Origin of the sequence: Enterococcus sp. AZ101 (assembly GCF_050499005.1) — a bacterium.
Classification (GTDB): domain Bacteria; phylum Bacillota; class Bacilli; order Lactobacillales; family Enterococcaceae; genus Enterococcus_L; species Enterococcus_L ureilyticus.
Genome location: NZ_JBMHEZ010000001.1, coordinates 493,035 through 516,586, shown reverse-complemented (window position 1 = coordinate 516,586; position 23,552 = coordinate 493,035). Strand labels below are relative to the sequence as shown.

General features: G+C 36.3%; 22 protein-coding genes. 6 read left to right on the top strand and 16 right to left on the bottom strand.

Going from position 1 to position 23,552, the window contains the following annotated elements; translation table 11 throughout:
• The 5 genes from cas7c to IGJ50_RS02285 all read right to left on the bottom strand — a co-directional run bounded on the left by cas7c (window position 1) and on the right by IGJ50_RS02285 (window position 6,228).
• Window positions 1-864: a type I-C CRISPR-associated protein Cas7/Csd2 gene (cas7c, locus tag IGJ50_RS02305; RefSeq protein ID WP_069639390.1), complete on the bottom strand. Its 864-nt coding sequence runs from the start codon at window positions 862-864 to the stop codon at window positions 1-3.
• Between the two features lie 3 nt (window positions 865-867).
• The gene (cas8c, locus tag IGJ50_RS02300; RefSeq protein WP_429948696.1) at window positions 868-2,790 is read right to left on the bottom strand and encodes a type I-C CRISPR-associated protein Cas8c/Csd1; all 1,923 of its coding nucleotides are present in this window, start codon (window positions 2,788-2,790) and stop codon (window positions 868-870) included.
• Entirely contained in the window at window positions 2,790-3,521 is a 732-nt protein-coding gene (gene cas5c, locus IGJ50_RS02295) for a type I-C CRISPR-associated protein Cas5c (RefSeq protein ID WP_429948695.1), read from the bottom strand. The genes cas8c and cas5c overlap by 1 nt, the downstream gene beginning before the upstream one ends.
• A 17-nt stretch (window positions 3,522-3,538) precedes the next feature.
• Window positions 3,539-5,968, bottom strand: a complete 2,430-nt coding sequence (cas3, locus tag IGJ50_RS02290) for a CRISPR-associated helicase Cas3' (RefSeq protein ID WP_429948693.1) — start codon at window positions 5,966-5,968, stop codon at window positions 3,539-3,541.
• 89 nt (window positions 5,969-6,057) lie between these two features.
• Window positions 6,058-6,228 (bottom strand): hypothetical protein, encoded by a 171-nt coding sequence (locus tag IGJ50_RS02285; RefSeq protein ID WP_429948691.1) that lies wholly within the window; start codon window positions 6,226-6,228, stop codon window positions 6,058-6,060.
• 267 nt (window positions 6,229-6,495) lie between these two features.
• Between IGJ50_RS02285 and IGJ50_RS02280 the strand changes: the two genes are divergently transcribed.
• Window positions 6,496-6,672 (top strand): hypothetical protein, encoded by a 177-nt coding sequence (locus IGJ50_RS02280; RefSeq protein WP_429948689.1) that lies wholly within the window; start codon window positions 6,496-6,498, stop codon window positions 6,670-6,672.
• 130 nt (window positions 6,673-6,802) lie between these two features.
• On the opposite strand, the gene IGJ50_RS02275 is transcribed toward IGJ50_RS02280, so the two are convergent.
• Window positions 6,803-6,901, bottom strand: coding sequence for a type I toxin-antitoxin system Fst family toxin (locus IGJ50_RS02275; RefSeq protein ID WP_429948687.1), 99 nt, complete (start codon window positions 6,899-6,901; stop codon window positions 6,803-6,805).
• A gap of 828 nt (window positions 6,902-7,729) precedes the next feature.
• Between IGJ50_RS02275 and IGJ50_RS02270 the strand changes: the two genes are divergently transcribed.
• The 3 genes from IGJ50_RS02270 to IGJ50_RS02260 all read left to right on the top strand — a co-directional run bounded on the left by IGJ50_RS02270 (window position 7,730) and on the right by IGJ50_RS02260 (window position 8,709).
• Window positions 7,730-8,002: a hypothetical protein gene (locus IGJ50_RS02270; RefSeq protein WP_429948685.1), complete on the top strand. Its 273-nt coding sequence runs from the start codon at window positions 7,730-7,732 to the stop codon at window positions 8,000-8,002.
• Between the two features lie 136 nt (window positions 8,003-8,138).
• Window positions 8,139-8,372, top strand: coding sequence for a type II toxin-antitoxin system PemI/MazE family antitoxin (gene mazE, locus IGJ50_RS02265; protein ID WP_111248475.1), 234 nt, complete (start codon window positions 8,139-8,141; stop codon window positions 8,370-8,372).
• Complete coding sequence (locus IGJ50_RS02260) at window positions 8,356-8,709, top strand: type II toxin-antitoxin system PemK/MazF family toxin (RefSeq protein WP_429948683.1); 354 nt, start codon at window positions 8,356-8,358, stop codon at window positions 8,707-8,709. The genes mazE and IGJ50_RS02260 overlap by 17 nt, the downstream gene beginning before the upstream one ends.
• Window positions 8,710-8,763: 54 nt before the next feature.
• Here IGJ50_RS02260 and IGJ50_RS02255 read toward each other — a convergent pair whose 3' ends face one another.
• The 4 genes from IGJ50_RS02255 to IGJ50_RS02240 all read right to left on the bottom strand — a co-directional run bounded on the left by IGJ50_RS02255 (window position 8,764) and on the right by IGJ50_RS02240 (window position 11,824).
• Window positions 8,764-8,874 (bottom strand): type II toxin-antitoxin system RelE family toxin, encoded by a 111-nt coding sequence (locus tag IGJ50_RS02255; RefSeq protein WP_429950013.1) that lies wholly within the window; start codon window positions 8,872-8,874, stop codon window positions 8,764-8,766.
• On the bottom strand, window positions 8,864-9,484 hold the full coding sequence (locus tag IGJ50_RS02250) for a type 1 glutamine amidotransferase family protein (protein WP_429948681.1): 621 nt from the start codon (window positions 9,482-9,484) through the stop codon (window positions 8,864-8,866). The genes IGJ50_RS02255 and IGJ50_RS02250 overlap by 11 nt, the downstream gene beginning before the upstream one ends.
• Window positions 9,485-10,058: 574 nt before the next feature.
• Entirely contained in the window at window positions 10,059-10,997 is a 939-nt protein-coding gene (locus IGJ50_RS02245; RefSeq protein WP_069639382.1) for a helix-turn-helix transcriptional regulator, read from the bottom strand.
• Between the two features lie 170 nt (window positions 10,998-11,167).
• Window positions 11,168-11,824 (bottom strand): Crp/Fnr family transcriptional regulator, encoded by a 657-nt coding sequence (locus tag IGJ50_RS02240; RefSeq protein WP_069639381.1) that lies wholly within the window; start codon window positions 11,822-11,824, stop codon window positions 11,168-11,170.
• Between the two features lie 252 nt (window positions 11,825-12,076).
• On the opposite strand from IGJ50_RS02240, the gene IGJ50_RS02235 reads away from it, so the two are divergent.
• Entirely contained in the window at window positions 12,077-13,285 is a 1,209-nt protein-coding gene (locus IGJ50_RS02235) for an MFS transporter (RefSeq protein ID WP_069639380.1), read from the top strand.
• A gap of 1 nt (window position 13,286) precedes the next feature.
• Window positions 13,287-13,469, top strand: a complete 183-nt coding sequence (locus IGJ50_RS02230; protein ID WP_069639379.1) for a hypothetical protein — start codon at window positions 13,287-13,289, stop codon at window positions 13,467-13,469.
• 124 nt (window positions 13,470-13,593) lie between these two features.
• Here IGJ50_RS02230 and IGJ50_RS02225 read toward each other — a convergent pair whose 3' ends face one another.
• The 6 genes from IGJ50_RS02225 to IGJ50_RS02200 form a co-directional block, all read right to left on the bottom strand.
• Window positions 13,594-14,415, bottom strand: a complete 822-nt coding sequence (locus IGJ50_RS02225) for a MetQ/NlpA family ABC transporter substrate-binding protein (protein WP_069639378.1) — start codon at window positions 14,413-14,415, stop codon at window positions 13,594-13,596.
• Between the two features lie 18 nt (window positions 14,416-14,433).
• Entirely contained in the window at window positions 14,434-15,108 is a 675-nt protein-coding gene (locus tag IGJ50_RS02220) for a methionine ABC transporter permease (protein ID WP_069639377.1), read from the bottom strand.
• Window positions 15,105-15,836 carry a methionine ABC transporter ATP-binding protein gene (locus IGJ50_RS02215; protein ID WP_069639376.1) on the bottom strand — a complete coding sequence of 244 codons (732 nt, stop codon included), beginning with the start codon at window positions 15,834-15,836 and terminating at the stop codon, window positions 15,105-15,107. Before IGJ50_RS02215 ends, IGJ50_RS02220 begins: the two co-directional genes overlap by 4 nt.
• A gap of 15 nt (window positions 15,837-15,851) precedes the next feature.
• Entirely contained in the window at window positions 15,852-16,865 is a 1,014-nt protein-coding gene (locus IGJ50_RS02210) for a lipoate--protein ligase (protein WP_083244314.1), read from the bottom strand.
• 325 nt (window positions 16,866-17,190) lie between these two features.
• Window positions 17,191-17,886, bottom strand: coding sequence for a thioesterase II family protein (locus tag IGJ50_RS02205; protein WP_069639375.1), 696 nt, complete (start codon window positions 17,884-17,886; stop codon window positions 17,191-17,193).
• Window positions 17,887-17,912: 26 nt separating this feature from the next.
• On the bottom strand, window positions 17,913-23,552 hold the full coding sequence (locus tag IGJ50_RS02200) for a non-ribosomal peptide synthetase (RefSeq protein WP_207120880.1): 5,640 nt from the start codon (window positions 23,550-23,552) through the stop codon (window positions 17,913-17,915).

Genomic DNA, 23,552 nt, shown 5'->3' with positions numbered 1-23,552 from the left:
TTATAGCCCTTCGATGACAGTTAGCTCGATTCCTTCTAGTGGCTCCACGGTTACTTTGTAATCGTCAAATGATTTTGCGCGGTCGACTTCAGGAATTTTTTCAATTTTTACAGAACGATGGACTTTCGCAGATGACGCTTTACCCATTTTGCTTGGGTGCTCCCACCAGTAAACCTTTTCGACAGCCATACTGCCATCTGGACGAGCGGACGATGCGTCGTTTTCGAAAAGAGTGGTCAGAGCTTCTTTGATTTTTTCAGCATCCGCTTCGGTAAAACCTGTTTTTTCGGCTAGTTGAACATTGATACTGCCGTTGAAGACATATACTCCGAAGTCTACAAAGTGTTTGGTCCCCATGGTGTCAGAGCTTTTACCGCCACCTTCACTGACTGAATTGACACTTTTCGTGATTTGCATTGTATTAATGTCGATTGGTTCAAGGCTGACTGCAGTTTGTATCGAAACTGGACCACGAACACCTACAGAAAGTTCCAATCCTTTAAATGCAAATACCTGTCCAAAACTACGCGTATCAATCCACGTTTCACAAGCTACTTCACTAAATCGGTTCACATCTGCTTTCTTTTTATCAGCAGCAATTTTATTTAATTCTTCGACAGAATCTACACGGTCTTTTAAGCTCTTCAATCCATCATCTGCTCGATCATCAGATTGCACAAAAATTTTCTCTCCCATATCTTGTAGACGATTGCGGATTTTACGTTTGATCGCTACATCCGAAATCTCGCCATAGCCTTCAAAATTTTGGCGTGGTCGGTTTCCGTTTAGTGGATCACCATTTGGATTAGCATTTGTCACTGATGTGATTACTTTAAAGTCGATTTTGTGTGTTAAAACTGTCATGATTTATTCCTCCGTTTTCTCTTCTGTTTTTTTCTTCAAATCTGCTCGTTGGCTGTAATAACCTAATAAATATTTCCCGTCTAAAGCCTTATCTGTATAATGTTCAAACTCAAAAGACTCACCAATTTCGTCTAATAATTTTTGATAATAACTTCCTTTTCCTCTTAATCTCGCTTGATACGGAATTAAATTTTCTTGAATGATCCTCCACGTTTTTAACGGATGATTGCTAAAAGCATTCATATAGCGAATCGCATTTGTACTTCTATTGATACCAGCCTTATATAAGGCACGTTCTTCCAAAACATCAGCAACTGCCAACATTCTTCCAAACAAATAACTTCTATCTTTCTGATTTTTATCTAAAGCCACATTTTTTTCCTCCTTTTTAAAATTGAAATGCTTTTTCATTACTGCACAAGCAATACTCAATGTTTTCTCCCATTCCCATTTCTCCATACTCACGGGATTTGACGCTCTTTGCAGAAGATTTCGTACTAGATTTATTGGAATCCTTTTTCCATCTACAACACAAGGAAATAGTTCATGAATTGTATTTTTTATCAGCGTATCACTCGCTCGTGAACCGTAGGCTGCTTCGGCGATATCCCTCAAAGATGGCGCTCCCCAAAAAGTATAACGCTGCTTATTTTTACTGCCGTAAGTATGTCGCCAGAAACAAGTTTGATGCCAGTCTTCAATTCGAGCAAAGTATTGTTCCTTTTCAATCGAACGATAGTACAGAATCCCCATTCTGCCTGGAGTAGCTGCATCTAGAATCATGATGTAAATTGGTTCATGATACGCAAGCTTCACGCTATAACCATTCAAGGCTTTTTTAAATAACTCAGAAAATTGTTGATGGGTTGTGTCCGGGTTTAGTAAAACTTCCGCTTCTTCATCCTTTGCAAAAATAGCATCAAAATCAAGAAAATCAGCACTGGATTCTTCTGGATTAGGAACCTCTGTTTCTTTTTCCCCCCAGGTTAAAAAGACTCGTCCGTCTAAACTAAACGCTTGTTTGCCAATCAGCCATTTTAAGGCGTTATGGCCTTTTTGTGAGACTTCGTAACTGATTGAAGCCACTTGATTTTTATCTGTAAAACGACCTTTATAGGTGAAATTCACCGAATCATTGCCAGAAATTATTTTCGCCATATCACCACCATAACGTACCTTTGAAGGGTGATTTTCTGTCAGAGGTAACATTTTGCCCGTCACATAATCCAGCCCTTCGTTCGTCAGTTCGTTTGTATAATAAGCGACAAAGGAGTCAATGATTTCAGAATCTCCCCAAAGTGGTCGTTTTCCTGTTCCTTGTTCTTGAACAGCAAATCGAACAAAAGAGGTTCCTTGTTCTCCAACTACTACACTAAATAAAGCTGGTTTTTCACCAAATTCTGCTTCTAGTTCCTTTGACCACTTGGGAATGAGTTGATGATTTTTCTCCACCATTACCTTTGCTTGTACTAAATCTTCAATTAGTTTGCCTTTTTCTAAATAACTTAAAACACTTTTAACAACTGCCTGAGAATAAGCTGATTCACACCATGCTTGCAAGTTCTCTAAATACATCTGATATGAATTTTTTCCAGCTTTATTCTTTTTGTAAACACCACCATATTGCTCAAAGTCACCCGCAACATAAACTAAATTGTCATGGATTAAATGTGGTGCAGACGTTGAACCAGCTCTTCCAGCAGACTCAATCGTTACTGGAATCATTGTTTGTGCATCTTCTTTTGGAACGACACTTGCTGAATAAAATTCACCATCTGGCGTTATCGTTACTTCGATTTGAGCATTTTGATAAGCATGTGCAATGGGTAAAAGAACGATTTCTTTCCCATAAGAAGTTCGTTGGACTTTTCCTACTTGATCTTCATTTTCTTCGTACGTTTCGTATAAGTCATTCAACCAACTCATCATTCGACCTCCTGTTCCAAGGATTCAAATAACTGATCGACGGGTTCTATTTCTGAAAGTTCAAATGTTTTAGCTTGCATCGTTCTAAGCGGTCGAACTAAGGTACATGCTTCTGGGCGAGGAAACTGAATAATCCCTTTTTCCATAATCGGGTGCCACAAACGAACAGCTAGTTCGGCTTTGCCTGTTTCATCTGGATAGGATAACCCATGCACCATTGTGCCAAAGTGCAGCTCGCCTTCATACGCATCATAGTCCCCTTTTGCCACACCAAACTCAACAGGTTCCACATATCCCTGACATTCTCGCGTACCTAGAAAAATATCCCTTCTCCCACCAGCTTTGATTGAACGCTTTAAAATTTGATAATGTTTATCCTCATTCCAATCGCCTTTTAAATCAGGACGATGTTGATTAAACTCAAAATGGACTTTGACTTCATAAACTGGCTTTTTCAAATACGTATAATACGCTAAATCACTCGCCCTGCTATCGTTGTATTTCATCGGTCGCATACCTTTAGGTTCCATTTGAATAGATTTCATTATGCGAACTTCATCAACGTAATAAACAATGGATGGTTTCCAGTAGATACTTTCGGTAATTCCTTTTAAGGCTTGATAGGTAGGAACTTGATAGGTCATTTTCTCTCCACCCATTTTGGTCAAAGGATCCGTAAAAAGAGCATACTCACCTTCTACTCTAAAAGAAATTTGATTTTTATATTTCATTTATGCTTCCTCCTTTTTTAAAATTCTAAATAACCGCTCGCAGCTTCTGCTTCTAAATCGATGCCAAATTTCAAATCATATGCATTGCTTGTAAGGGCTAAAATATCTCCATTTAGAAGCGGATAAATACTGCCCGTTTTTTGAAGTTCCATCAGTTCGTGCTGAAACACAGTGACCATATATTGTTGCGCTTTTTTTAAAGTAGGGGCATACTCTTCTGGTCTCAACTCTCCATTTAAATCAGCGATTAGATCGTTACCTTTTTTATACGGAACAAGTACTGATGTTGTTGGGCTATCAATGACCTGAAAATATTTCCCTACTGTTTTAGGACTACTTCTAAAAGCCAATAGAGGAGCAGAGCCATGTGTTCGTTTGTAGTGTTCTAGAGCATTAGCCCCTTCACCTAATAGACTAAATAGATTGAGGGATGTCTTTTTTACTGGATAATTCAATTCATTTTTAAAACGAGCGTAATATTGATCAAAGTATCGTTTTTGAACCGTATGAGAGAGTATTTCCTCATGACCAACTTTGCTTTTTTCTTTCAGAATCTCTAGTGTAATTTCTTGGCCTTGTTTAATTTCTGGTAAATGGGTCAGATTTTCAAGGTCTGCAGAAAGATTGATTAGGTAAACTGGTTGTGGCTTGGTTTCACCATGTCGATTACAACGTCCTGCCGCTTGCGCAATTGAGTCCAATCCTGCTACTGAACGAATGACGGATTGGAAACTGATATCCACACCAGCTTCTATTAATTGTGTTGTGATGCAGATGAGTTTTGTGTCGTTCCTTTTTAGCTTTTCACGTAGTTCATCCAATAAATTTTTCCGATGTTTGGCACACATCGAGGTGCTCAAATGATACAATTCAACATTTTCTAATTGCTTATTCTCTAAATATTGATAGAGACTTCGAACAGTTTTTTTTGTATTTAAAATAATCAGCAGGTTTTCTTTTTCTGCTAACATTTCTTCGCTAAAATCTGCTAACTCTTCAAGCTTCCATGCTTCATTCGTTGTCCGATCAATGACCTCTACTCGTTTAAACTTTGATTCTACTTCTGATAAGTTGGCGACCATTTCGCCATCGGATTCTTTGGCTAATGCTCTACCGACATTTTCCAAAGATGGCTGAGTTGCTGTACATAAAACACTTGTCGTTGTGCCATAATTTTTTAAGAAGTTCAAGCTTTCATTGAATAAATGAGTGCAGTTTGTTGGAACACCTTGTGCTTCATCAAAAATAATCACTGCATTTGTTAAATTATGAAAACGACGTGGATTTCGGGTTCCTCGACTGTATATCGTATTTAGAAACTGCACCATTGTGGTAAAGATTACTGGACTTTCCCAGTTATCTTTCATTAATGCTTGTTTCTGCTCTAACGCTTCTTTTTCTGCTTCTGACTCCTCTGTTTGTCTTTCTTTCGTTTCTTCCTGATCCGTAAAAACGTTAGAATGATGTTCTAATATATTTATCTCGTCTTTTAAAATTTCTCGAACGGTTGCAGCATTTTGCTCTATAATGGTTGTGAAGGGCACGACATAAATAATGCGTTCTTTTCCATATTTGATAGCGTGATTCAACGCAAAACGTAAACTAGCCAACGTCTTTCCGCCTCCCGTTGGAATCGAAAGGGTGTAAATCCCTGTTTTTCTTTCAGAGAACGCTTTGCACTGTTCCGACATTTGACTACGAAGTTGATTGATTGGCGTGTCAGCAGTAAATGTTGAAATATATTCTTCTAAGCTTTGGCTATAGGATTGAAGTAATACGTCATTTTCATGCTGTTTAAATGTTTTATTTTCTTCAAATAACATCGTATTCGTTCGGTCCGCATCCAGAAGGCAACTATAAATGAATTTCAAAAGGAAAAAGGTATCGTTTTGTTTGACTCGGCTCTTTCCCTCAGCTTGATAAAACCCTTTCAATTCTTTTGTTGCTTCCAACAGTAATTTCTGAAACTGTTCTTCTGACATTACTTCTTGGAAAAAACGACCTTTGATTAGTTCATACTCAACAACCTCAATTTCATCTACTCGTCTGAGATAATCTGAAGTTGCTTCTCCTTCTGGGGTAAAAAAGTCTTGCAGACCTCGGCTACTATGATGGGAAATAATTGCATTGCCTACCAATTCAGCTAATATATATGAAAATGGATCACGACTATTTCTGTGGCAATAATCAAAAAGAAGCTTACCGCCAGCAGTTGAATGATCCACACTGCCACGTGTCACACTTTTCGGATCAGCCACTGCTTTTTTTAAATACTCTTGGAATTCATTTGAATATTTTCCTAGATCATGAAGTAAACCAGCTAAATAGCTAGTTTTTCTCAGTCTTATTTTTCCGCCCCAATCAGCGCTTAGTTCGGCGCATTCTGTTAGATGATCCTTTAAAAGCTGCTCTTCTCCATCCGACTTTCTCACATGGGCTATATACATACTTATTCTCCTTAATTAGTTTCTAAATGTCTTAAATACATTATATCATTTATAAAAAAAAGAACTATCTAAAATTTGAAATAGTTGAGTTAATTTTTTGATTGATAGAGAAAAAAGTAGACGACTAACAAAATTACTAATGCTAATATAAATAAATTAGAGAATTCAATTTTACGTTTCCAAAGTTTATTCACAATAACTGCAAGAAGTGCACCAATAACCACAAACAACAACTTTTCAAAAGATTCTTTATTATTCATCCACCCTATCCTTTCAATTCAATATCTATTTATATATATTTTATGCTACCAAACAAAAAACTTATTGTAAAATAAAAATTTCTTAAAGTTTTAAAAAACTAATATAATATGGTATAATACTTTTAATATGTCGCATTTTTATGTGTGGATTGAAAAAATTCTATATCTATTTTCTCCAACTATCGGCGGCCCAGAATATAAAATCTGGGCCGATATTTTTATAAAAATCTAGCAACGTTAATATAAATCTAGTAATAAAGAATAGGAGTGACAAGTATATTATTCGTAGACAAAAAATTACAAAGCAACTCTATTCCCGCAGATTTTTCTACTCATACTGAAAACGAATTAACTAAAGAATCACTAATCAACGATCCTTTTTCTGAAGGTTACGAAGGTGAATTTTATGAACCCGATGAGTGGTCAGAATTAATGTTTTCATAATAAATATGTTCATAGAAAAATAAGCTTGACTACACTCTTTTTCTCATGTATCTTATACGTATAAAAGAAGAATGGTCATACACATCACTTTCTGAGAGTGATGGGGTTTATTTTGGCTTCTAGTCGCTTTCTAGTCTTGTCGATTATCAAGCCAATGTTTGAACAGTCCTAAGACCATTCCGAAAATAACCGGACCAATGATCGTTGTAAATAACAGAAGAATAGTCATGCACCTCCTTTCTGCGATACGTATCGCCATCGCAAAAGAGAAAGCGACCATTCTCAGCTTATCAAACTTTTTATCCTTCGATAATTTTTCCTCATAAATAATTCTGATTTTGTCAAATTTGTCCTATTTTTTGGACTGATTTGATCATTTACTCTAATTTACACTCAGCAGAAATAGTCAGCCAACTCAAAAAAAATTGTTATTTTTTCTTATATATAGGAGCATGATTTTCATGTTATTTAATCCCTTTCCACAAAAAAATTAATTGTGAACAAGCCACTCTTTCTGTATAATAAAATACATAGGATAGAAATAACTAACATAAATAAAAAAAATTGGCTCTTCATGGTCTGGCGCCAACCAAACCAGAAGCCTTGTTTAAACAGCAATCCCTGTAAAACAACTTTGCCAATAGCGTAAGAATAAATCTATTTTTTTGTTGTATCTTTCGATAATGACAACAAATCTTATAGTCTTTTTATCTTGCCTATTTGTAGACGATTACAGGTCACCTGTGGATCGTCTTTTTTTATTTCTATCCTAAAAATTTTGAGAAAAAGAAAAATAGGCACTTCATTGTTCGGCGCCAACCGTTCAATGAAGCCCTGAATAGAAAGCAATCCCTCTCTATCCAAGTTGCCCATTTGCCAGTACCGTAGTATCAGCTTCTTTATTGTACCTAATTCTTGTAAGAATTTCTAGACACTTTTGAAATTTTTTCTGAATGCTCAAAGAAGTTCCCTACATACTGGCATAATTCAACAATAGAGACGGACAGCTTTCCCCTTTTTCTTTCGCTCTACATACAAAGAGAAAAGGAGCATTACCATGAAAAATTCTGCAATCTGCATCAAAACTGTCCCGTATCAAGAGATTCTAAACCTTTGTGATTCACTCGAACGTTTAGAATCTTGGAAAGAACCGTTGGTAGTTCTTGAAAAGTATTTTACCAATCCAACGACACCAATCAATAAAAAACAGGTAGCCAAACACTATTACGCTAGTGCAAAATTATTTGAAACGTTTAATCAAGAGTATGAACTATTGATAGCCGAGTCACAAAAGCAATTGGCTACTATTATACAAAATCAAAAGATCTGATCAAAAAAATAAAAGAGACATTCGTTTGCGTATTTAGATAATGTAAGGGATAAAATGATCGTCTAAAGATTTAATACAACAAAAATGTAATTACAAGTAATTACATGGTATAATTGTAAAAAAAGGAGGTCATCTCATGGATACCGTAAAAGCAAGAAAACAAGGCAATGCAATCATGGTTACCTTATCAAGTAAGTTAGCTGTAAAAGAAGGTCAGGAATTTTTTTACTACAAAGATAATGAAGGAATTATTTCTCTCATTCCAAAAGTTGATGATTACTTTGCTAATGCTAAACTAGGTCAATTTACAGATAGCGATGACCATTTAGCAACTGATTTTACACCTAGAGGAAATGAACTGGATGATTAAACAAAGAGACCTTGTAACCATTGATTTTGAGCCTTCAAAAGGTAGTGAAATCAAAAAAAGACGTCCCGCTTTAGTTATGAGTCGTGATGAATACAACCTTTCTTCAAATTTAATTATTGTCTGCCCAATCACTTCAACTAAGTCGAAACGACCTTACTTTGTTTCAATAAACAATGAGGTTTTTGAGAAAGAAAGCAAAGTAAATACAAAACAAGTTTATTCATTGGATTTTACAGAAAAAGGTGGACGTAATGTTCAAGTGATTGGTCATCTACAAACAAAAGAATTTTTAAATATTGCCCAGCATTTCCTACTAAACTTCAATTTCCCTTTTTAAAACAAATGAAAGGCTTAGAAGCGAATAGCCACTTACTAAGCCTTTGTCTACTATTTATTTATAAACATCTTTTCCGTGTCCTATTGTCACAACAAAAATTGTTATTGCCTCGTCCTCTATATCCGCAATAATACGATAGTCTCCAAAGGTACTTTTAGCCAACATGATCGCTACCAGCATTTCTTAATTCTTGTTTGATTGCTTCATAGTAGCCTAACTTATAAAAGTTATACCATTGTTCCACTTCTTTTTCAGGCATTACTTGAAGTGCCAACAAAATTTCTCTTGCAAACTCTAAATGCCCAGTCCCATTGGCTGTAATCAGGTTGTTTGCTCTTATTGCTTGAACTTCTAAATAGTGATTCCCACCAGTATAACGCGCGCCAGCGTAATCTTGTAAGTCTTGTAATTGGTTACTTGTATGCTTGTGATCATTTAGTAACCCTAGACTTCCCAGATAGACAGTCGCATCACAAATCGCTGCAATCACAGCACCTTGTTGTTCCGCTTTGGCTACTAAAGCATCGACTTCTTTGGCTTTATCCGTTCGCCAAGACGTTCCACCAATTAAAATCAACGCAACAAACTCTTTTTGACACGCTTCGGCAAGCGTATAATCTGGTAATGTCGAAAAACCGCCCATTGAATGAATCGCTTGTTTTTCATTTGAAACAGTTTTAACCGTGAACCCCTCTTGCTGATTCAGGGCTGCTGCAATCGATGCTGCTTCCCAATCTGCATAATCTTCTAATAATACAAAAAACACTTCTGTCATGATTTATTCCTCCTTATATACAGGTAACAACGTTCCGCTATGCTACACCTTGTACTTTTCAACATCAGTTCGTTTTTTTCACTGTGTTTCAAAGCAAAAGCGAAGCGGGCTCGTTTAACTCTGACAGGAAAATAGGAAAATCTAACTGAGGTGCTTTTTGCCTCATTTAGATTTTATCTTTTTCCCGAAGACCTTCAATCCTTAGAGCTTTAGCTCTTAGGAATTGTTGAGATCGAAGCACAGCGTAGTGCTAGCCCGCGTAACTAGATAACATACAATAACAACGTTCCGCTATGCTACACCTTGTACTTTTCAACATCTTAATAACAGGAGGAAGCAACGTTCCTTTCAGTCACCTTGTACCAATCAATATCAACTCATAACTTCGTTGTATTTCTTGGCATGTTTCAAAGCAAAAGCGAATCGGGCACGTTCAGCTCCGACTGGAAAATAGGAAAAATCGATTGTGGTGCTTTTTACCACAAACTATTTTTATCTTTTCCCCAAGGAGCTAGCCCGCGTAGCTAGATACCTGTTGGAATTCATCATACAACAGAAGTGTGACAACTGATTGTCAGCTTTTGTAAAGAAAATACATTTCTTCGATTTTCGCTTTGACTGCATCAACTATGCTCGGCGGTTCAATAACTCGTACCTTATCCTGTAAACGTAAAATAAAATCGACCGATTTTTTATGATTTATCAGTGGAAATACAATCGTTCCAGTAGTTAAATCTTTTTCATGTTCCTGAAAAAAATCTGCCCCTAGTTTATCAATCAAATATAATTTATCTTTTTGCTCATAAGTTAAGACGATTTGCTGAACATCTGGCGATACCATCGCTTCTAAATAATCAATTTCAGACTCTCTGGTTAGCTCCACAGGGTCTAGTGGTCTAGGTTCAAATCGTTCATCTAACAGCGTATATGTTTGAATCCTTGTCAGTTTAAATAAGCGAAATGCCTTTCTTTTTAAACAAAAACCATACAGATACCAATGCGAAGTTTTAAAAATAAGCTTGTATGGTTCTATTTCCCGTTCAGAGTAGCCTTTCTTAGAATGGTATTGAATCACAATGATTTGCTGCGTTGCTATCGCTTGTCGTAAATCATCCACTTTATTTTTCCCTTCGTTTGGTTTATACCAGGAAGATAAATCGATCAGCAAATCACTTTGCGGCTGTTGTACCTTCGTATTCGGGGCAATTTTTGCCAACAAAGGACTAATTTCAGCGGATGTTGAAATACTTTGAATCGCTGAAAGTCCTGTCATAATCGTCGAAATATCCTCAGTTGAGAAAACATGTTTACTTACTTTGTAACCATCGACGATACCGTAACCGCCATGAATCCCTGAATAAGAAATAATCGGAATCCCCGCTAAATTCAGGGTTTCGATATCACGATAAATGGTTCGTTTAGATACTTCCAGCCGTTCTGCCAACCCTTTGGCGGTCATTCGGTCATTTTCCGTCAATAAATTTACCAAGCTGAGCAAGCGATCTATTTTCATAATTTCTCCTTTTCACTGTATCTATACAGATAAAAAAGGAATCCATTTGCTAAATGCTCATCGATTCCTTCTTTCTTGATTTTTCTATTATCATTATACTTCGTAACGGATTATCACACAATTTAATCCAGTAAGCAAACAGTCCAAAATCAGAATTTATCTACGTGGCTCTACAAAATAATATTATCCTTCAAAATCTCCAGATCCGTAATCACAATCTTCCGTTCCTGAATCTTGATTGCGCCTAAGTCCTTCAACTGCTGCATCATTCGATTGACGCTACTAGCAGAAGTGATCCCACAAAAATGAGCAATTTCCTCGTTCGTCACAACAAAATCAATCAATAATCCGTCATCTATTTGCACACCAAACGTATCATATAACTCATAAATCTGAGTGCAAACCGCGCCAAATTTCCCATTCATCAACATCTGCTGCATCTTTTTCATTGAATACATCAAACGCACACGATAATAATCTTTCACATACATCTGCAGTTCTTTGCTTTGATTGATATCCTTCCAAAACTGAACACGATCGATCTGATACAACTCTGCCTGCTCTGACTCGATTCGAATATTAAACGGCGCATCGATAAACTGAGAATATTCATCCCTTAAAAGCGAGACGATTTCCAAGCTATTGATATATCTAAGATTGAATTCTCGTCCATCTGGCGAAATGACGCTGGTTTTGATAATGCCGCTTTTTAAAATATAAGCATAACGGTCTTGTAACCCTTCATAAGTAAGGTACGTTCTCTTTTTCTTCACTACGACTGGAAACGAATGATCGTCTAAGTATTCTTGTAACACATGGCTATCCATCTAGTAACTCCTCACGGTTTATATGAAAATTTTCTGTAAAAGCTATTCTTATTTAAGATGATAACACATCGAAAAGCAACAACAAATGTATATGACTTTTGTTGTTCTTTTTTGTTAATGACTTTTTTTAGAAACAAATCCGCATTTTTTTTACTCATTTTTTTCGTATAGTATCCATACAACTAGCTTTCAGAAAAGAATTGTAATTTGCAATTTGAGCTTATCCTAACAAGAAAGAAGGAACGTGCAACAATGACGGAACATTCAGAAGAAAAATTATTCAATAAAGGGTTTATCAGCATTACGTTGATCAATTTTGTGGTCTATCTCGTTTATTACTTATTGATGGTAATCATCGCAGTGATTGCGCAAGATACGCTTCATGCTACTCTAGGTCAAGCTGGTCTTGCCTCAGGGATTTACATTATCGGTACTTTATTTGCTCGACTATTTATGGGAAAAATGTTGGAACTGATCGGGAGAAAAGCAGTTTTACGATACGGTGCTTTGTTTTATCTGATTACAACGATTGCTTATCTCTACATTCCAAGTATTGGGATTCTTTACCTTGTTCGTTTATTGAACGGTTTTGCTTATGGGACTGTGTCAACGGCAACCAATGCGATTGTCACTGCTTATATTCCTAAATCAAAACATGGGGAAGGAATCAATTATTATGGATTAAGCACGAGTTTAGCTGCTGCGATCGGTCCATTTATTGGAATGGTCCTTCTGAACACAATGAGTTTTTATTTTATTATTCTATTTTCGATTATATTGATTCTATTTACTACCATTGCTTGTTTTATCTTCCCAGTAAAAAATATTCAATTAAGTCCCGAACACAAAGCAAGCTTGGCTCGCTTTAGTGTGGATAGTTTCATTGAAAAGAAAGTTTTATTTATCTCCTTTATCGCTTTTTTGATGGGTCTTTCTTATTCTAGTGTGTTATCGTTTCTTTCTTCTTACGCTAAAGCAATCGACCTTGTTAGTGCTAGTTCATTTTTCTTCGTGGTCTATGCGTTAGTGATTACTGCGACACGACCTTTATCTGGTCGAATCTTTGATGCCCATGGCGAAAATGCTGTGATGTATCCTAGTTTTATTTTTCTAACGACAGGTTTACTTTTATTGAGCATGACCACAACTAGTTGGATGTTACTAGTTTCAGGAGGTTTGATCGGTTTGGGCTACGGAACATTTATGTCTAATGGGCAAGCGATTTGTCTAAAGGTCAGCCCAAATAGTCATCGAATCGGTATTGCCTTATCTACCTATTTTATCGGTTTAGACCTTGGTCTTGGGGTCGGGCCTTATCTTTTAGGTGAGCTACGTAGCATTACATCATTTTCAGGATTGTATTTGACTGCAAGTATTATTCCTGTCGTTTGTATCGTTCTTTATGCTTTATTCTATCGCTCTAAAACACCTGCCAAAGAAATACTTACAAAGGAGAATTAACATGAGTACAGATGAACGAATGTTAGAAGTGTTACAAAAAACCTTAGTCAAAATCGAAGAATTGAATACTCGTATCGGACATATTGAAAGTGATCTTACATCAATCGATCATTATCAAGCAACCCTTAGTCAGTATGCACAAGAGATTAAATTAGTAACTGAAAATAATAATATTATAGGGTAAAACCTATAACTCTAGATGTACGACAGGTTTGGATTTGCTATATTAGTAATAAATTGTCACTAAAAAAAGATCCGAATGCGCAGTTTAGTTGCTGTTCATTCAGATCTTTTTTTCAGTTATTTTTCTAAAATGCTGGTGTTAATGTTTCACTATATTTTGTTTCTAGTAATTCTCGAACTTCATCGCTTGTCATCGCTTTTTTCAAGGCGTTGATTTTATCAGAGTCTTTATTATCTTCTCGGGCAACTAAACTGATAGCAAAGCGGTCATCAACCTTCTTCTCTAATAGAATCGCATCTTTTGGTGTCAAACCGATTTTAGCAATATAAGTTGGATAATTATAAATCATCGCAATGTCTTTCTCATTATAGGCTTCTGCCAGATTTAATAAATCAACGGATACCCATTCAAAATTTTGTGGATTATCCACAATATCTTTGATGGTACCATTAAACCCCACACCTTCTTTTAATGTGATCAATCCAGCATCGTCTAAGATTGCTAATGCCCGGCCTTCATTAGAAATATCACTTGGTAATGCAATTTTTGCCCCGTCAGGTAAGTCTTTGACATCTTGGTAGTCTTTAGAATAAAAGCCCACTTTGGCATTATATATTTTTTGAACGACAACTAAGTTGCCTTCTTTTTCTTCGTTGAATTTTTGCATGAAGGGCTCATGTTGAGCAAAGTTCGCATCGATTTCTTTGGCATTCAATAGTTCATTGTATTGAATATTATCATTCACTTGGACTAGTTCTACTTTGTATCCGTCTTCAATATTTTTGCCTGCTAATTCAACAACTTCAACCGTAGACGGAATATGAGAAGCCACTTTGATCACTTTGTCGGCCTGTTTTCCTGTATCTGACGTTTTTTTCTGTCCATTGCATCCTGCTATCACTAATCCTGCTACTACCAAAAGACTAATCAATACTTTCTTTTTCATGTTTTTTTCTCCTAACGCTTATTTTTTATTTATTTTTTTTGCGAACCAGCTACCGCTGATTTGAATCAAACTGACAAAAATGATCATTAGAACGATCGCGGTGTACATAACAGCATACTCATAGCGCTGATAGCCATAACGCAACGCAAAATCCCCAATGCCACCACCACCGATCACACCCATAACAGTTGAATAGGAAACCATACTAATAACCACCGATGTCAGGGCTAAAACTAAACCAGATCGTGCTTCCACATATAAAAATCTGAAAATCAATTGAAGCTTTGTGCTCCCTAAAGATTGAGCAAGTTCTAAAATATCATTTGGAATTTCTAATAACATTTGTTCCACGAGTCTTGCATATAATGCAATAGCTACAAAGCTTAATGGCAATGCAGCAGCATAAGTTCCAAAAGCTGTTCCTAATACTAAACGTGTAAAAGGAATCAACGCAACGACAAACAACAAAAACGGAAAGGAACGAACAATGTTGATATACCCATTTAATACAATCCCGATCCACTTATTGGTTTTAGTCGGTATTTTCTTTGTCAGATAAACAAAGGTTCCAAGCGGTAAACCAAGGACAATTGCCGCGATAATAGAAATTAGAATCATTATTCCGCTTTCTAATAACGCTTTGCTCAACTCAGGTAGATAATAGTTAATTTTCTCTATATATTCTGTCATCATCCTAAACTCTCCCGAACTCTTTCATAATAAGAACCGAATTGCTGTTGTTGATTGTCCTTGGAAATAGTCATTGTTTCTACGACTTTGCCTTTTTCTAAAATCGCTGTTCGGTCACACAATTGCTTGATCAAACTCAACTCATGACTGACTATCACCATTGTCGTGCCGAACGTTTGATTGATTTTCCGTAATAATTCCATAATGTCATATGCATTTTGCCCATCCAAAGCTGAAGTTGGTTCATCACACAGTAAAATTTTAGGCTGTGTAATCAACGCACGAGCAATGCCAACTCGTTGTTTTTCACCGCCACTAAGCTGGCTGGGGTAATGCTCGGCTTTATCCGATAAGCGGACAAACTTAAGAACTTCTTGAACTTGCTGTTGTTCATAGGTCTTATTTAACCGTAATGGTAGTCCCACATTTTCACTTACCGTTTGATTATGAAGTAGATTAAATTGTTGGAAAATCATCCCGATTTGTTTACGGCTTCGGCGCTTTTCTGCTTCACTCAACTGCAGTAAATCCGTCCCTGCTACTTTTACGACACCTTGGCTGGGCTGTTCCAATGTATTGATCATTCGCAGTAAGGTGGACTTACCAGAACCACTTTCACCAATCACGCCAAACAATTCATGCTCCTGAATCTGAAGGTCAACCTTATCCAGCGCAGTGATGATCGTTCCATGATGCGTATAGCTTTTTGTGACTTGTTCAAAAGTAATCATTTCATTTCCTCCAACTTAATCGACCAGCAACTGAATAAATTCAGTTTTCGAAACATTGTTAAAATATTGACCTATTGTAATATCCGCCAGTGCTTGCTCGATTGCCTCTTGCTCATAATTACAGCCCACCAATAAGTCTGACAGTTCCTTTGTATCTTTTTGACTAAAATAATCGCCATAGATGGTAATTGCTATAATTCGGCCTTTCTCTACTGAAATATTCGCTTCTATTAGTCCGCCTTTGAATTTCTCTTCTCGTTTGATCGTATAATTTGGTTCCTCTCCAAATATCCAAGCATCGTTCCCATAAATATCGGCTACTAATTGATCAATAGCTTGCTCATCTTCTAGAGTCAAATGGTATTCCTGTGTTTGGATAGACTCCATAGTTTCAGCATTAAATAAGTGTAGCAACAAATAATCTCGAAACGCTTCTGTAGAAATCCCTTGATATTCTTTAGCTAAATAAGGTTTGAGATTAGTTACTCGGCTTCTGACAGATTTCGTGCCTTTTGATGCTAATTTTTTTTCAGAAACAGTCAACACCCGACTAACCTCATCTAAATCAACATTCAACATCAACGTTCCATGTGAATACATTTTTTTATTTTTCGTATACATCGCATTGCCAGAAAATTTTTTCCCATCAATCAATAGATCATTGCGGCCGCTGATCTGCGCACCAGTTGCGCCTAGCTTGTGTAAGGCGTCAATGATCGGCTGTGTAAACAACTTGAAATCACCAAAAGACTCATGGTCTGCATTCACTACAAAACTAAAACTCAAATTACCTAGATCATCGTAAACCGCTCCGCCGCCAGATAATCTTCTCGTAACAGTAATCTGATGCTCATTTGCATAACTTAGATCGACTTCTGCCCGCACATTCTGATTACGCCCAACAATTACACATGGTTTTTGAATGTAAAATAAAATAAGCGGTTCATCAAACGTTCGCTGATTCAGCAAATACTGTTCCGTTGCTAAATTTCTGCGGATGTCATGGGAAGTCATAATAACATAATACATTTTGCGCTCCTTTTCTGATTGCCAAGATCTACAAACTAATTAAAGTGCTTTCAAAGTAAAAATTGGAAAGATTCTGATAATTGAACTATCAGGATCAGTCTATCATTCCTAATTATAATATTACACCTATTTGCTCAAAAAAACTCTATATTATAAGGAAAAACGATATTTTATATAACAGAAATTTGAACTTGAAACAGTTTTTAGTACACAGAAAATTGATTATTCTCTTTTTTGACAAAAAAAGAGAATGGAGCATAACTCTACGAGCTACACCCCAATCCCTTAGAAGCTGAACAAATACTTTTTACGTGTTCTTCTATTTCTACTTGATTTCATCTAATTTTCGTTTAATTGCAAAAAGAATCTCCTGAACATTATTTCGGATAAAAAAATGGTCTCCTTGAAAAAATAACTGTTGACAATTTTCACCTATCAGTTCGATCCACTGATCTAATTCACTACTAGCTTCTTGTGTACCATTCAAAATAAGAACAGAACAACCTATCTCTTGCTTGGTCCAGTTAAACTTAAATTGATTCAATAAAACCAGGTCTTCTCTCAGATAGTCCGTTACTAATTCTAAAAGTTCCACCTCTTGAAAAACTTCTTTTGGAATTCCACCTAATTGAAAGAAAAACTGATTAAACTTCTTGACTGGCGCACTTAAGATTGATTCATAACTCTTTGACCGAAATATTTCTGTTCCTGAAAATATCAGACATTTAGGCTGTTTGATTGCCCTAGCGATGAGTTTTTTATAAATATCTGCAACCACTCTAGCCCCCATACTATGCCCAAATAATATATATTCTCTGGTAAAATCCACACAATCTAACACTTGTTTAAGTGTTTTGTCGATCAATGCCCGCCACGTCAATGGCCTATCTGCAAAACTTCTGCGTCCACGCCCATCATATTCAATTTGAATAATTTCAAATTGTTCATCATTCAATTCTAGCCATTCTTTATAAGGATTTACGATACTACCTGCATAAGGAAACATAACTAACTGAATCATTGGCTTTCTCCTATCTTCGTAGGACATCATAATGCTAGCTCCAATTGATCACACATTGCTTGGAGCACTGTTCCTAATTGATTTTCTTGCTTCGTATTTTCTGGATAAATCAGTACTAATTGATCAGAATATTTGTTGATAACGATTTCGAAACCATTGACCTGATCTAGAGCGTCTACTTGTTTTCTAGCAATCGCTAACGTTTCGGGGGTGAATTCAAAAATCGTTTGATTGTTGATCGAATAGATCGATTTGTCGGTATAATGGCGATCAAGCTTACTTAATTCATCAATCAAACTGATTTGAGTGTCTAACTTAATTTGTTGTAATTGATTCAACTGCTGTTCTACGTCATTAAAATTGCCACTTGTCGGTTTCTTCAGCACTACTGGCCATAAATCAATGTATGGACCAATCGTTTGTGCAAAAGTTGCTGGCATATATGTCCTATTCTCCTGTACCACATAAACAGGAATTGATTGAATATCACTGATTCCATGGTTTTTTCGAATAATCGCTTGTGCTAGATACATAATCAACGACCATTGATTTTTAGCATAATATTCTTTTGTTTTATCTCCTAAAATTAGTGTAGATAAACGAATAGAAAAGATATCTCCCATTTTTTGCTGATTTTGACTGCTTTCTTTTAGTTGCTTAAATAACATCAAATAATCTTGTAGCCCACCCAACTTTGTTCCCTTATTGATTTGAGGTGTGTGGGGGGTAAATTCAGGTATAGCTGTTTGGTTTTCTGGATGAGTCAAAAGGCCCTCTTTTAACTGATTATAGAAAACTGTGTCACTATATTTATCCCAAATACTATGCGAAATCAGTACATGTAAAATCGTGGTTCTTTCATTGACTTTTGTTAATAACATTTGATAGAGCGCATTTGACGTCTCTTTTTTGAACCTTACAACCATTTTTTCTTTGATTTCTTGCAGGAAAGAACGACTTTCTTCTTCATTTCTCAAACTTAAATCAAGAAAAGGGATAGTAAAGCTCTCGGAAAATTGATGTTCATATAAAAGATATTCTTTTCCTTGTTTTTCATAACTGGTTCGTAGAAAAGGTTGCTTTTGGATCACCTGTTTTAAAGAGGCACTTATTACTGTTTGATCCGTTGTTGGTAATTCAAATGTGGCATACACCATTGTTTCTTGTAACGTGTCTAAAAACATTGTCTGCATCGCGTTTGGTTTAAATGTTTGTTTTATTGGATGATTGTCCCAGCGGATTGGAGCAAATAAATTGTCTTCGTCTACAGCTTTTTTGTCCTCAAAATTTAAAAAGTGAACAATCTGATCGATTTCTTTCAAAAATTGTTCATTTATACTTTGGATAAAACTTTCTGAGAAAAGGCGATTGTCATAAACGATATTACTATTTAGATTCTTATCTACAATGACTAAATTTACAGCGATCGGTGTTCCAAAATGATTATTCGAACTAACTTCATTCCCTTGGGGAGCGGGGCTCATCGTAAACAGTTGCTCTCCTTGTTGTGTTTCATTAAATTCTCCTGAATAATTGAAAGTAACCATCGGTTCGATCTTCGCAATTTCAGGTAAGACAGATTTAGCTAACCCATAGCCAATACCACTTTTAGGAATGGCTTTCAACGCACGATTTACTTCTAAAATATCAGCTTCTATACTTCCATTTCCTAATGAAAATGCAACTGGATAAGTGACTGTAAACCAACCGACCGTTCGATCGATTTCGATTGCGTCTGTCAACTGCTCTCTTCCATGGCCTTCCATCAATAACGAAACTGCTGGATTTCCAGTGACACTTGCGAGTGCTCTTGTTAATGCGGCAATCAAAATTTCATTGACATAAAAATGGTTATAACTATTTTTTTGTGTTAATAATTCAGCTGTTTTTGTAGTTCCCAGCTGTGTTGATAAAATGGTTAGTTGATTCATTGATTCGCTATTTTTTTGCAGCGGTAACTGGCTTTTTTCAACAATTGCGGCTGTTTCTTGCCAGAAAGGGAGTTCTTGCGTTAGTGCCTCACTTTTACTGTAATCAACAAGTTCTTGGCTCCATTTTTGATAAGACATTGTTTTCAATGGTAGTTTGATTTTCTGATCAAGTAGTACATTTTTATATGCTGTCTCAAGATCTTCTATGATGATCTTCCAAGAAATAGTATCTACAACAAGATGATGAGCAATTAATAACAAGAAACTCTGATCGTTAAATTGATAAATAACTGCTTTAAATACCTTGCCATCCGACAATGAAAGATCTGCTTGTGCTGCATTGCTCATTTTTTGCATTACTTGATAACTATCACTTGTTGTATCAAACCAATCGATTAACTGGCTCTCTTGCTCAATAATTATGTGTTCTACAGAAAACGACGCTACTGTATCTACCGGACAAATGGTCTGCTTCTCGTCATAAATAGCCCTGAGCATATCATGATGCCTCATTACTGCTTGTAATGCCGTTTCTACTTTCTTTTTATCTAGCTGCTCAGTTGAACATTCAAGCATGATTGATTGGTTAAAGTGATTGGGCTCAGCTAATTGTTCATCCATGAATTTCTTTTGGATCGGTGTCAAAAGAACTTCGCCTGTCACTGCACTTTGATCGAATGCTACTTTTTGATTTTGTTTAAGATTGTTGCTTAACTCCTTGATTGTGCGTTGACGTAAAATATCATTGATCGTTACAGCATAACCTTGCTCTTTTAATTTCGATACGATCCGGATCGCCTTGATCGAGTCACCACCGAGATCGTAGAAATCTTCATTTATCCCGATCAACTCAAGATTTAAGATTTCTTTAAAAATCATCAAGATATCTGATTGTAACTGCGTTTCAGGTACTTCCTTTTCCTCTAACACCAGGTTAGTGATCTGATTGGGCAATTGATTAACTGCTAGTTTCCCATTTTTAGTGGTTGGTAACGCATCTAATAGGACAATAGCTTTGGGAATCATATATTCTGGAAGTTGTGTTCGTAAATAAGCTTTTATTTGTTTTTCCGATATGTCACTTGTCGTACTAATATAAGCAAGTAATTGTTTTTCTGAGGTATTTTCCACTTCAATCATTTTTACTGCGGCTTCTTTAATTTCAGCAATAGCTAATAAGTGTGCTTCGATTTCTTTTAACTCTATTCTAAAGCCTCGAATTTTTACTTGTTGGTCGATTCTACCTAGAAATTCAATTTGCCCGGCTTGATTCCAACGGACCAAATCACCGGTCTTATACAGTTTTTCAGCAGAGTTAAAGGGATTTTCTACGAATTTTTCATTAGTCAATTCTTCTTTACCCAAATACCCTTTGGCTAAACCTTCACCACCTAGATATAATTCCCCAGGCATACCGATTCCACAAAGGGCATCATCAGAAAATATCAGTCCCTTAGTATAGTTGATTGGCTTGCCGATCGGAATCATTTGGGCAAAAGTGTTCTCGATTTCATAGGTCAAGGCAAACGTTGTACATTCGGTTGGACCATAACCATTGATCAAATGCGTCTTTTGATTGGCTTGCTTAAATTTGGAAACATGATATGTCGACAGCTTTTCGCCACCGATCAGTAAATAATCCAGTGCTGAAAAAGCGTGCTCATTTATCGAAATTAACTGGTTAAACAAGGAAGCCGTCAACCACATGACCTCGATTTCCCACATTTCGATCATGTTTTTTAGTTTGTCTGGGTCAACTAAATTTTCAATTTCGGATAAATACAGCGTACCGCCGTTTAACAACGCACCCCAAATTTCAAAGGTACTGGCATCAAAAGTCAACGAGCCTGTTTGAAGTATATTTGGTTGATTCAATTGAACATAATTAGGGTCTTTGACCAAACGAATAATACTTTTATGCTCGATCATCGTTCCTTTAGGCTCTCCAGTTGTCCCCGAGGTATAAATTACGTAGGCTAATACGTCTTTTGTCAGCGAGATTGGTTGGAAGTCTGGCATCGGTTGCGTCGGCTTTAAATCTCTCGCTGTTAGCTGGCTTATAGCAAGAGTATCGTCTGGTTCATCCACAGTAAAATCGATCAATAGACTCGCCTGGCTTTTTTCTATGATTTCTAAGTTTCTTTTTTTGGGATTTTTGGGGTCTAATGGAAGATACGCACAACCAGCCTTTAAAATTCCTAGATACGCAATGATCGTTTGAATTTCTCTAGCAGCAACGATCGCAACAATCGTTGATTCTGCTTGTTTAGCTTGAATTAGTGCAGCGATTTTCGTTGCCTGCTCGTTTAATTCAGCGTACGTGAGTGTTCGCTCGGTACTTGCTAAGGCAAGATGCGTTGGCATTTTTTTCACCTGCTGATTAAAAGAGTTAATCACTGTCGCCTCTTTTGGTAATTCGTAATCTGGTTGATTAAATTCAGTCACAATTTGCTTGATTTCCTCTTGCTCTAAACAAGTCACTTTGCTAATTAGTTTGGTTGTATCTGCTAAAATAGCGCTCATCAAGGTCACAAAATGGCGCTGCATTCGTTCAACAGTTGATTTTTTCAATAAGTTCACATCGTATTCCCAAACAAGCTCTACTTGATTGTCAGCAATCCCTAAATTAAACGTCAAATCAAATTTTGCTACGTGAGAATCTCTATCTACTTCCGTTAATTTACTATCACCCAAAGCGACATCTAACTGACCATTACTTTGGTAATTGAATAATATATTAAAAATCGGATTTTTATTTTCGCACACTGGTGCTTTTAACGCTTCAACAATCTCATCTAATGGATAGTCTTGGTGATCAAAAATCCCAATTATTTTACGTTTTACTCGCTCTAAATAGGTAATAAAATCTTCGTTTCCATGAATAGTATCGTTGATTGGCACAGTATTTACAAACATACCTAATAAGTTTTGAATATCAGGATGATCTCGTCCAGAGACCGTTGTACCAATTACAACCTCTTCACTGCCAGAATATTTTGATAGGAAAATCATAAAACATGCAATAAAAATCATATAGTTGGTGGTACTCGTTTTTTCAGCTAATTGAGACAACAGCTTGACCTGCTCTGGTGCTAAACTTGTACTGACGGTATCCCCCAAATATTCTCTTTCTTTTGGACGAGGATAATCATAGAATAATTCAAACTCTGGTAATCCATTTGAAAATTCATCTAGCCAAAATTGTTTGCTCGTCTGCTGCTCTTTTTTTCTATGCCAAGCACTATAGTCCTTATACTGCAACTTCATCGGTGGTAATAATTCATCATTGTATAAACGACTCAATTCTTCTAAGAACAGTCCCATCGATCCGCCATCCATAATAATATGATGTGCATCAAATAGTAAATACTGTTCCCCTGTTACAAGTGTGCAGTAGCACACTCGTAACAAAGGTAAAGTATCGATTTTAAACGGTCGAACAAATTCATCAAGTACTACAGACAATGGTTTGGAGGAATCTACGATTTTCTCAATTGTCACTTGATGTTCTTCTTCTACGATTTGACCAAATTTTCCATCAATCATTTCAAAATACGTCCTTAATACTTGATGACGTTCAATCAATTCATTTAAAGATTTTGTCAATTTCGTTAAGTCAACTGGCTGAGATACTTGAAAAGCAATCGGGATATTGTATGTGATACTCTCTCCTTGTACTTGCTCAATCGTATAAATTCTTTTTTGAGCAGAGCTCATTAAATATTTTTTACTCAC

Bases quoted from the DNA above. Each gene is read 5' to 3' on its own strand.
- IGJ50_RS02275 (WP_429948687.1), bottom strand. From the start codon at position 6,901: ATGACTATTCTTCTGTTATTTACAACGATCATTGGTCCGGTTATTTTC.
- cas7c (WP_069639390.1), bottom strand. From the start codon at position 864: ATGACAGTTTTAACACACAAAATCGACTTTAAAGTAATCACATCAGTG.
- IGJ50_RS02210 (WP_083244314.1), bottom strand. From the start codon at position 16,865: ATGTATTATGTTATTATGACTTCCCATGACATCCGCAGAAATTTAGCA.
- IGJ50_RS02230 (WP_069639379.1), top strand. From the start codon at position 13,287: ATGAGTACAGATGAACGAATGTTAGAAGTGTTACAAAAAACCTTAGTC.
- IGJ50_RS02255 (WP_429950013.1), bottom strand. From the start codon at position 8,874: ATGTTGGCTAAAAGTACCTTTGGAGACTATCGTATTATTGCGGATATA.
- IGJ50_RS02205 (WP_069639375.1), bottom strand. From the start codon at position 17,886: ATGATTCAGTTAGTTATGTTTCCTTATGCAGGTAGTATCGTAAATCCT.
- cas3 (WP_429948693.1), bottom strand. From the start codon at position 5,968: ATGTATATAGCCCATGTGAGAAAGTCGGATGGAGAAGAGCAGCTTTTA.
- mazE (WP_111248475.1), top strand. From the start codon at position 8,139: ATGGATACCGTAAAAGCAAGAAAACAAGGCAATGCAATCATGGTTACC.
- IGJ50_RS02235 (WP_069639380.1), top strand. From the start codon at position 12,077: ATGACGGAACATTCAGAAGAAAAATTATTCAATAAAGGGTTTATCAGC.
- cas5c (WP_429948695.1), bottom strand. From the start codon at position 3,521: ATGAAATATAAAAATCAAATTTCTTTTAGAGTAGAAGGTGAGTATGCT.
- IGJ50_RS02220 (WP_069639377.1), bottom strand. From the start codon at position 15,108: ATGATGACAGAATATATAGAGAAAATTAACTATTATCTACCTGAGTTG.
- IGJ50_RS02270 (WP_429948685.1), top strand. From the start codon at position 7,730: ATGAAAAATTCTGCAATCTGCATCAAAACTGTCCCGTATCAAGAGATT.
- cas8c (WP_429948696.1), bottom strand. From the start codon at position 2,790: ATGAGTTGGTTGAATGACTTATACGAAACGTACGAAGAAAATGAAGAT.
- IGJ50_RS02245 (WP_069639382.1), bottom strand. From the start codon at position 10,997: ATGAAAATAGATCGCTTGCTCAGCTTGGTAAATTTATTGACGGAAAAT.
- IGJ50_RS02250 (WP_429948681.1), bottom strand. From the start codon at position 9,484: ATGACAGAAGTGTTTTTTGTATTATTAGAAGATTATGCAGATTGGGAA.
- IGJ50_RS02285 (WP_429948691.1), bottom strand. From the start codon at position 6,228: ATGAATAATAAAGAATCTTTTGAAAAGTTGTTGTTTGTGGTTATTGGT.
- IGJ50_RS02240 (WP_069639381.1), bottom strand. From the start codon at position 11,824: ATGGATAGCCATGTGTTACAAGAATACTTAGACGATCATTCGTTTCCA.
- IGJ50_RS02225 (WP_069639378.1), bottom strand. From the start codon at position 14,415: ATGAAAAAGAAAGTATTGATTAGTCTTTTGGTAGTAGCAGGATTAGTG.
- IGJ50_RS02260 (WP_429948683.1), top strand. From the start codon at position 8,356: ATGAACTGGATGATTAAACAAAGAGACCTTGTAACCATTGATTTTGAG.
- IGJ50_RS02215 (WP_069639376.1), bottom strand. From the start codon at position 15,836: ATGATTACTTTTGAACAAGTCACAAAAAGCTATACGCATCATGGAACG.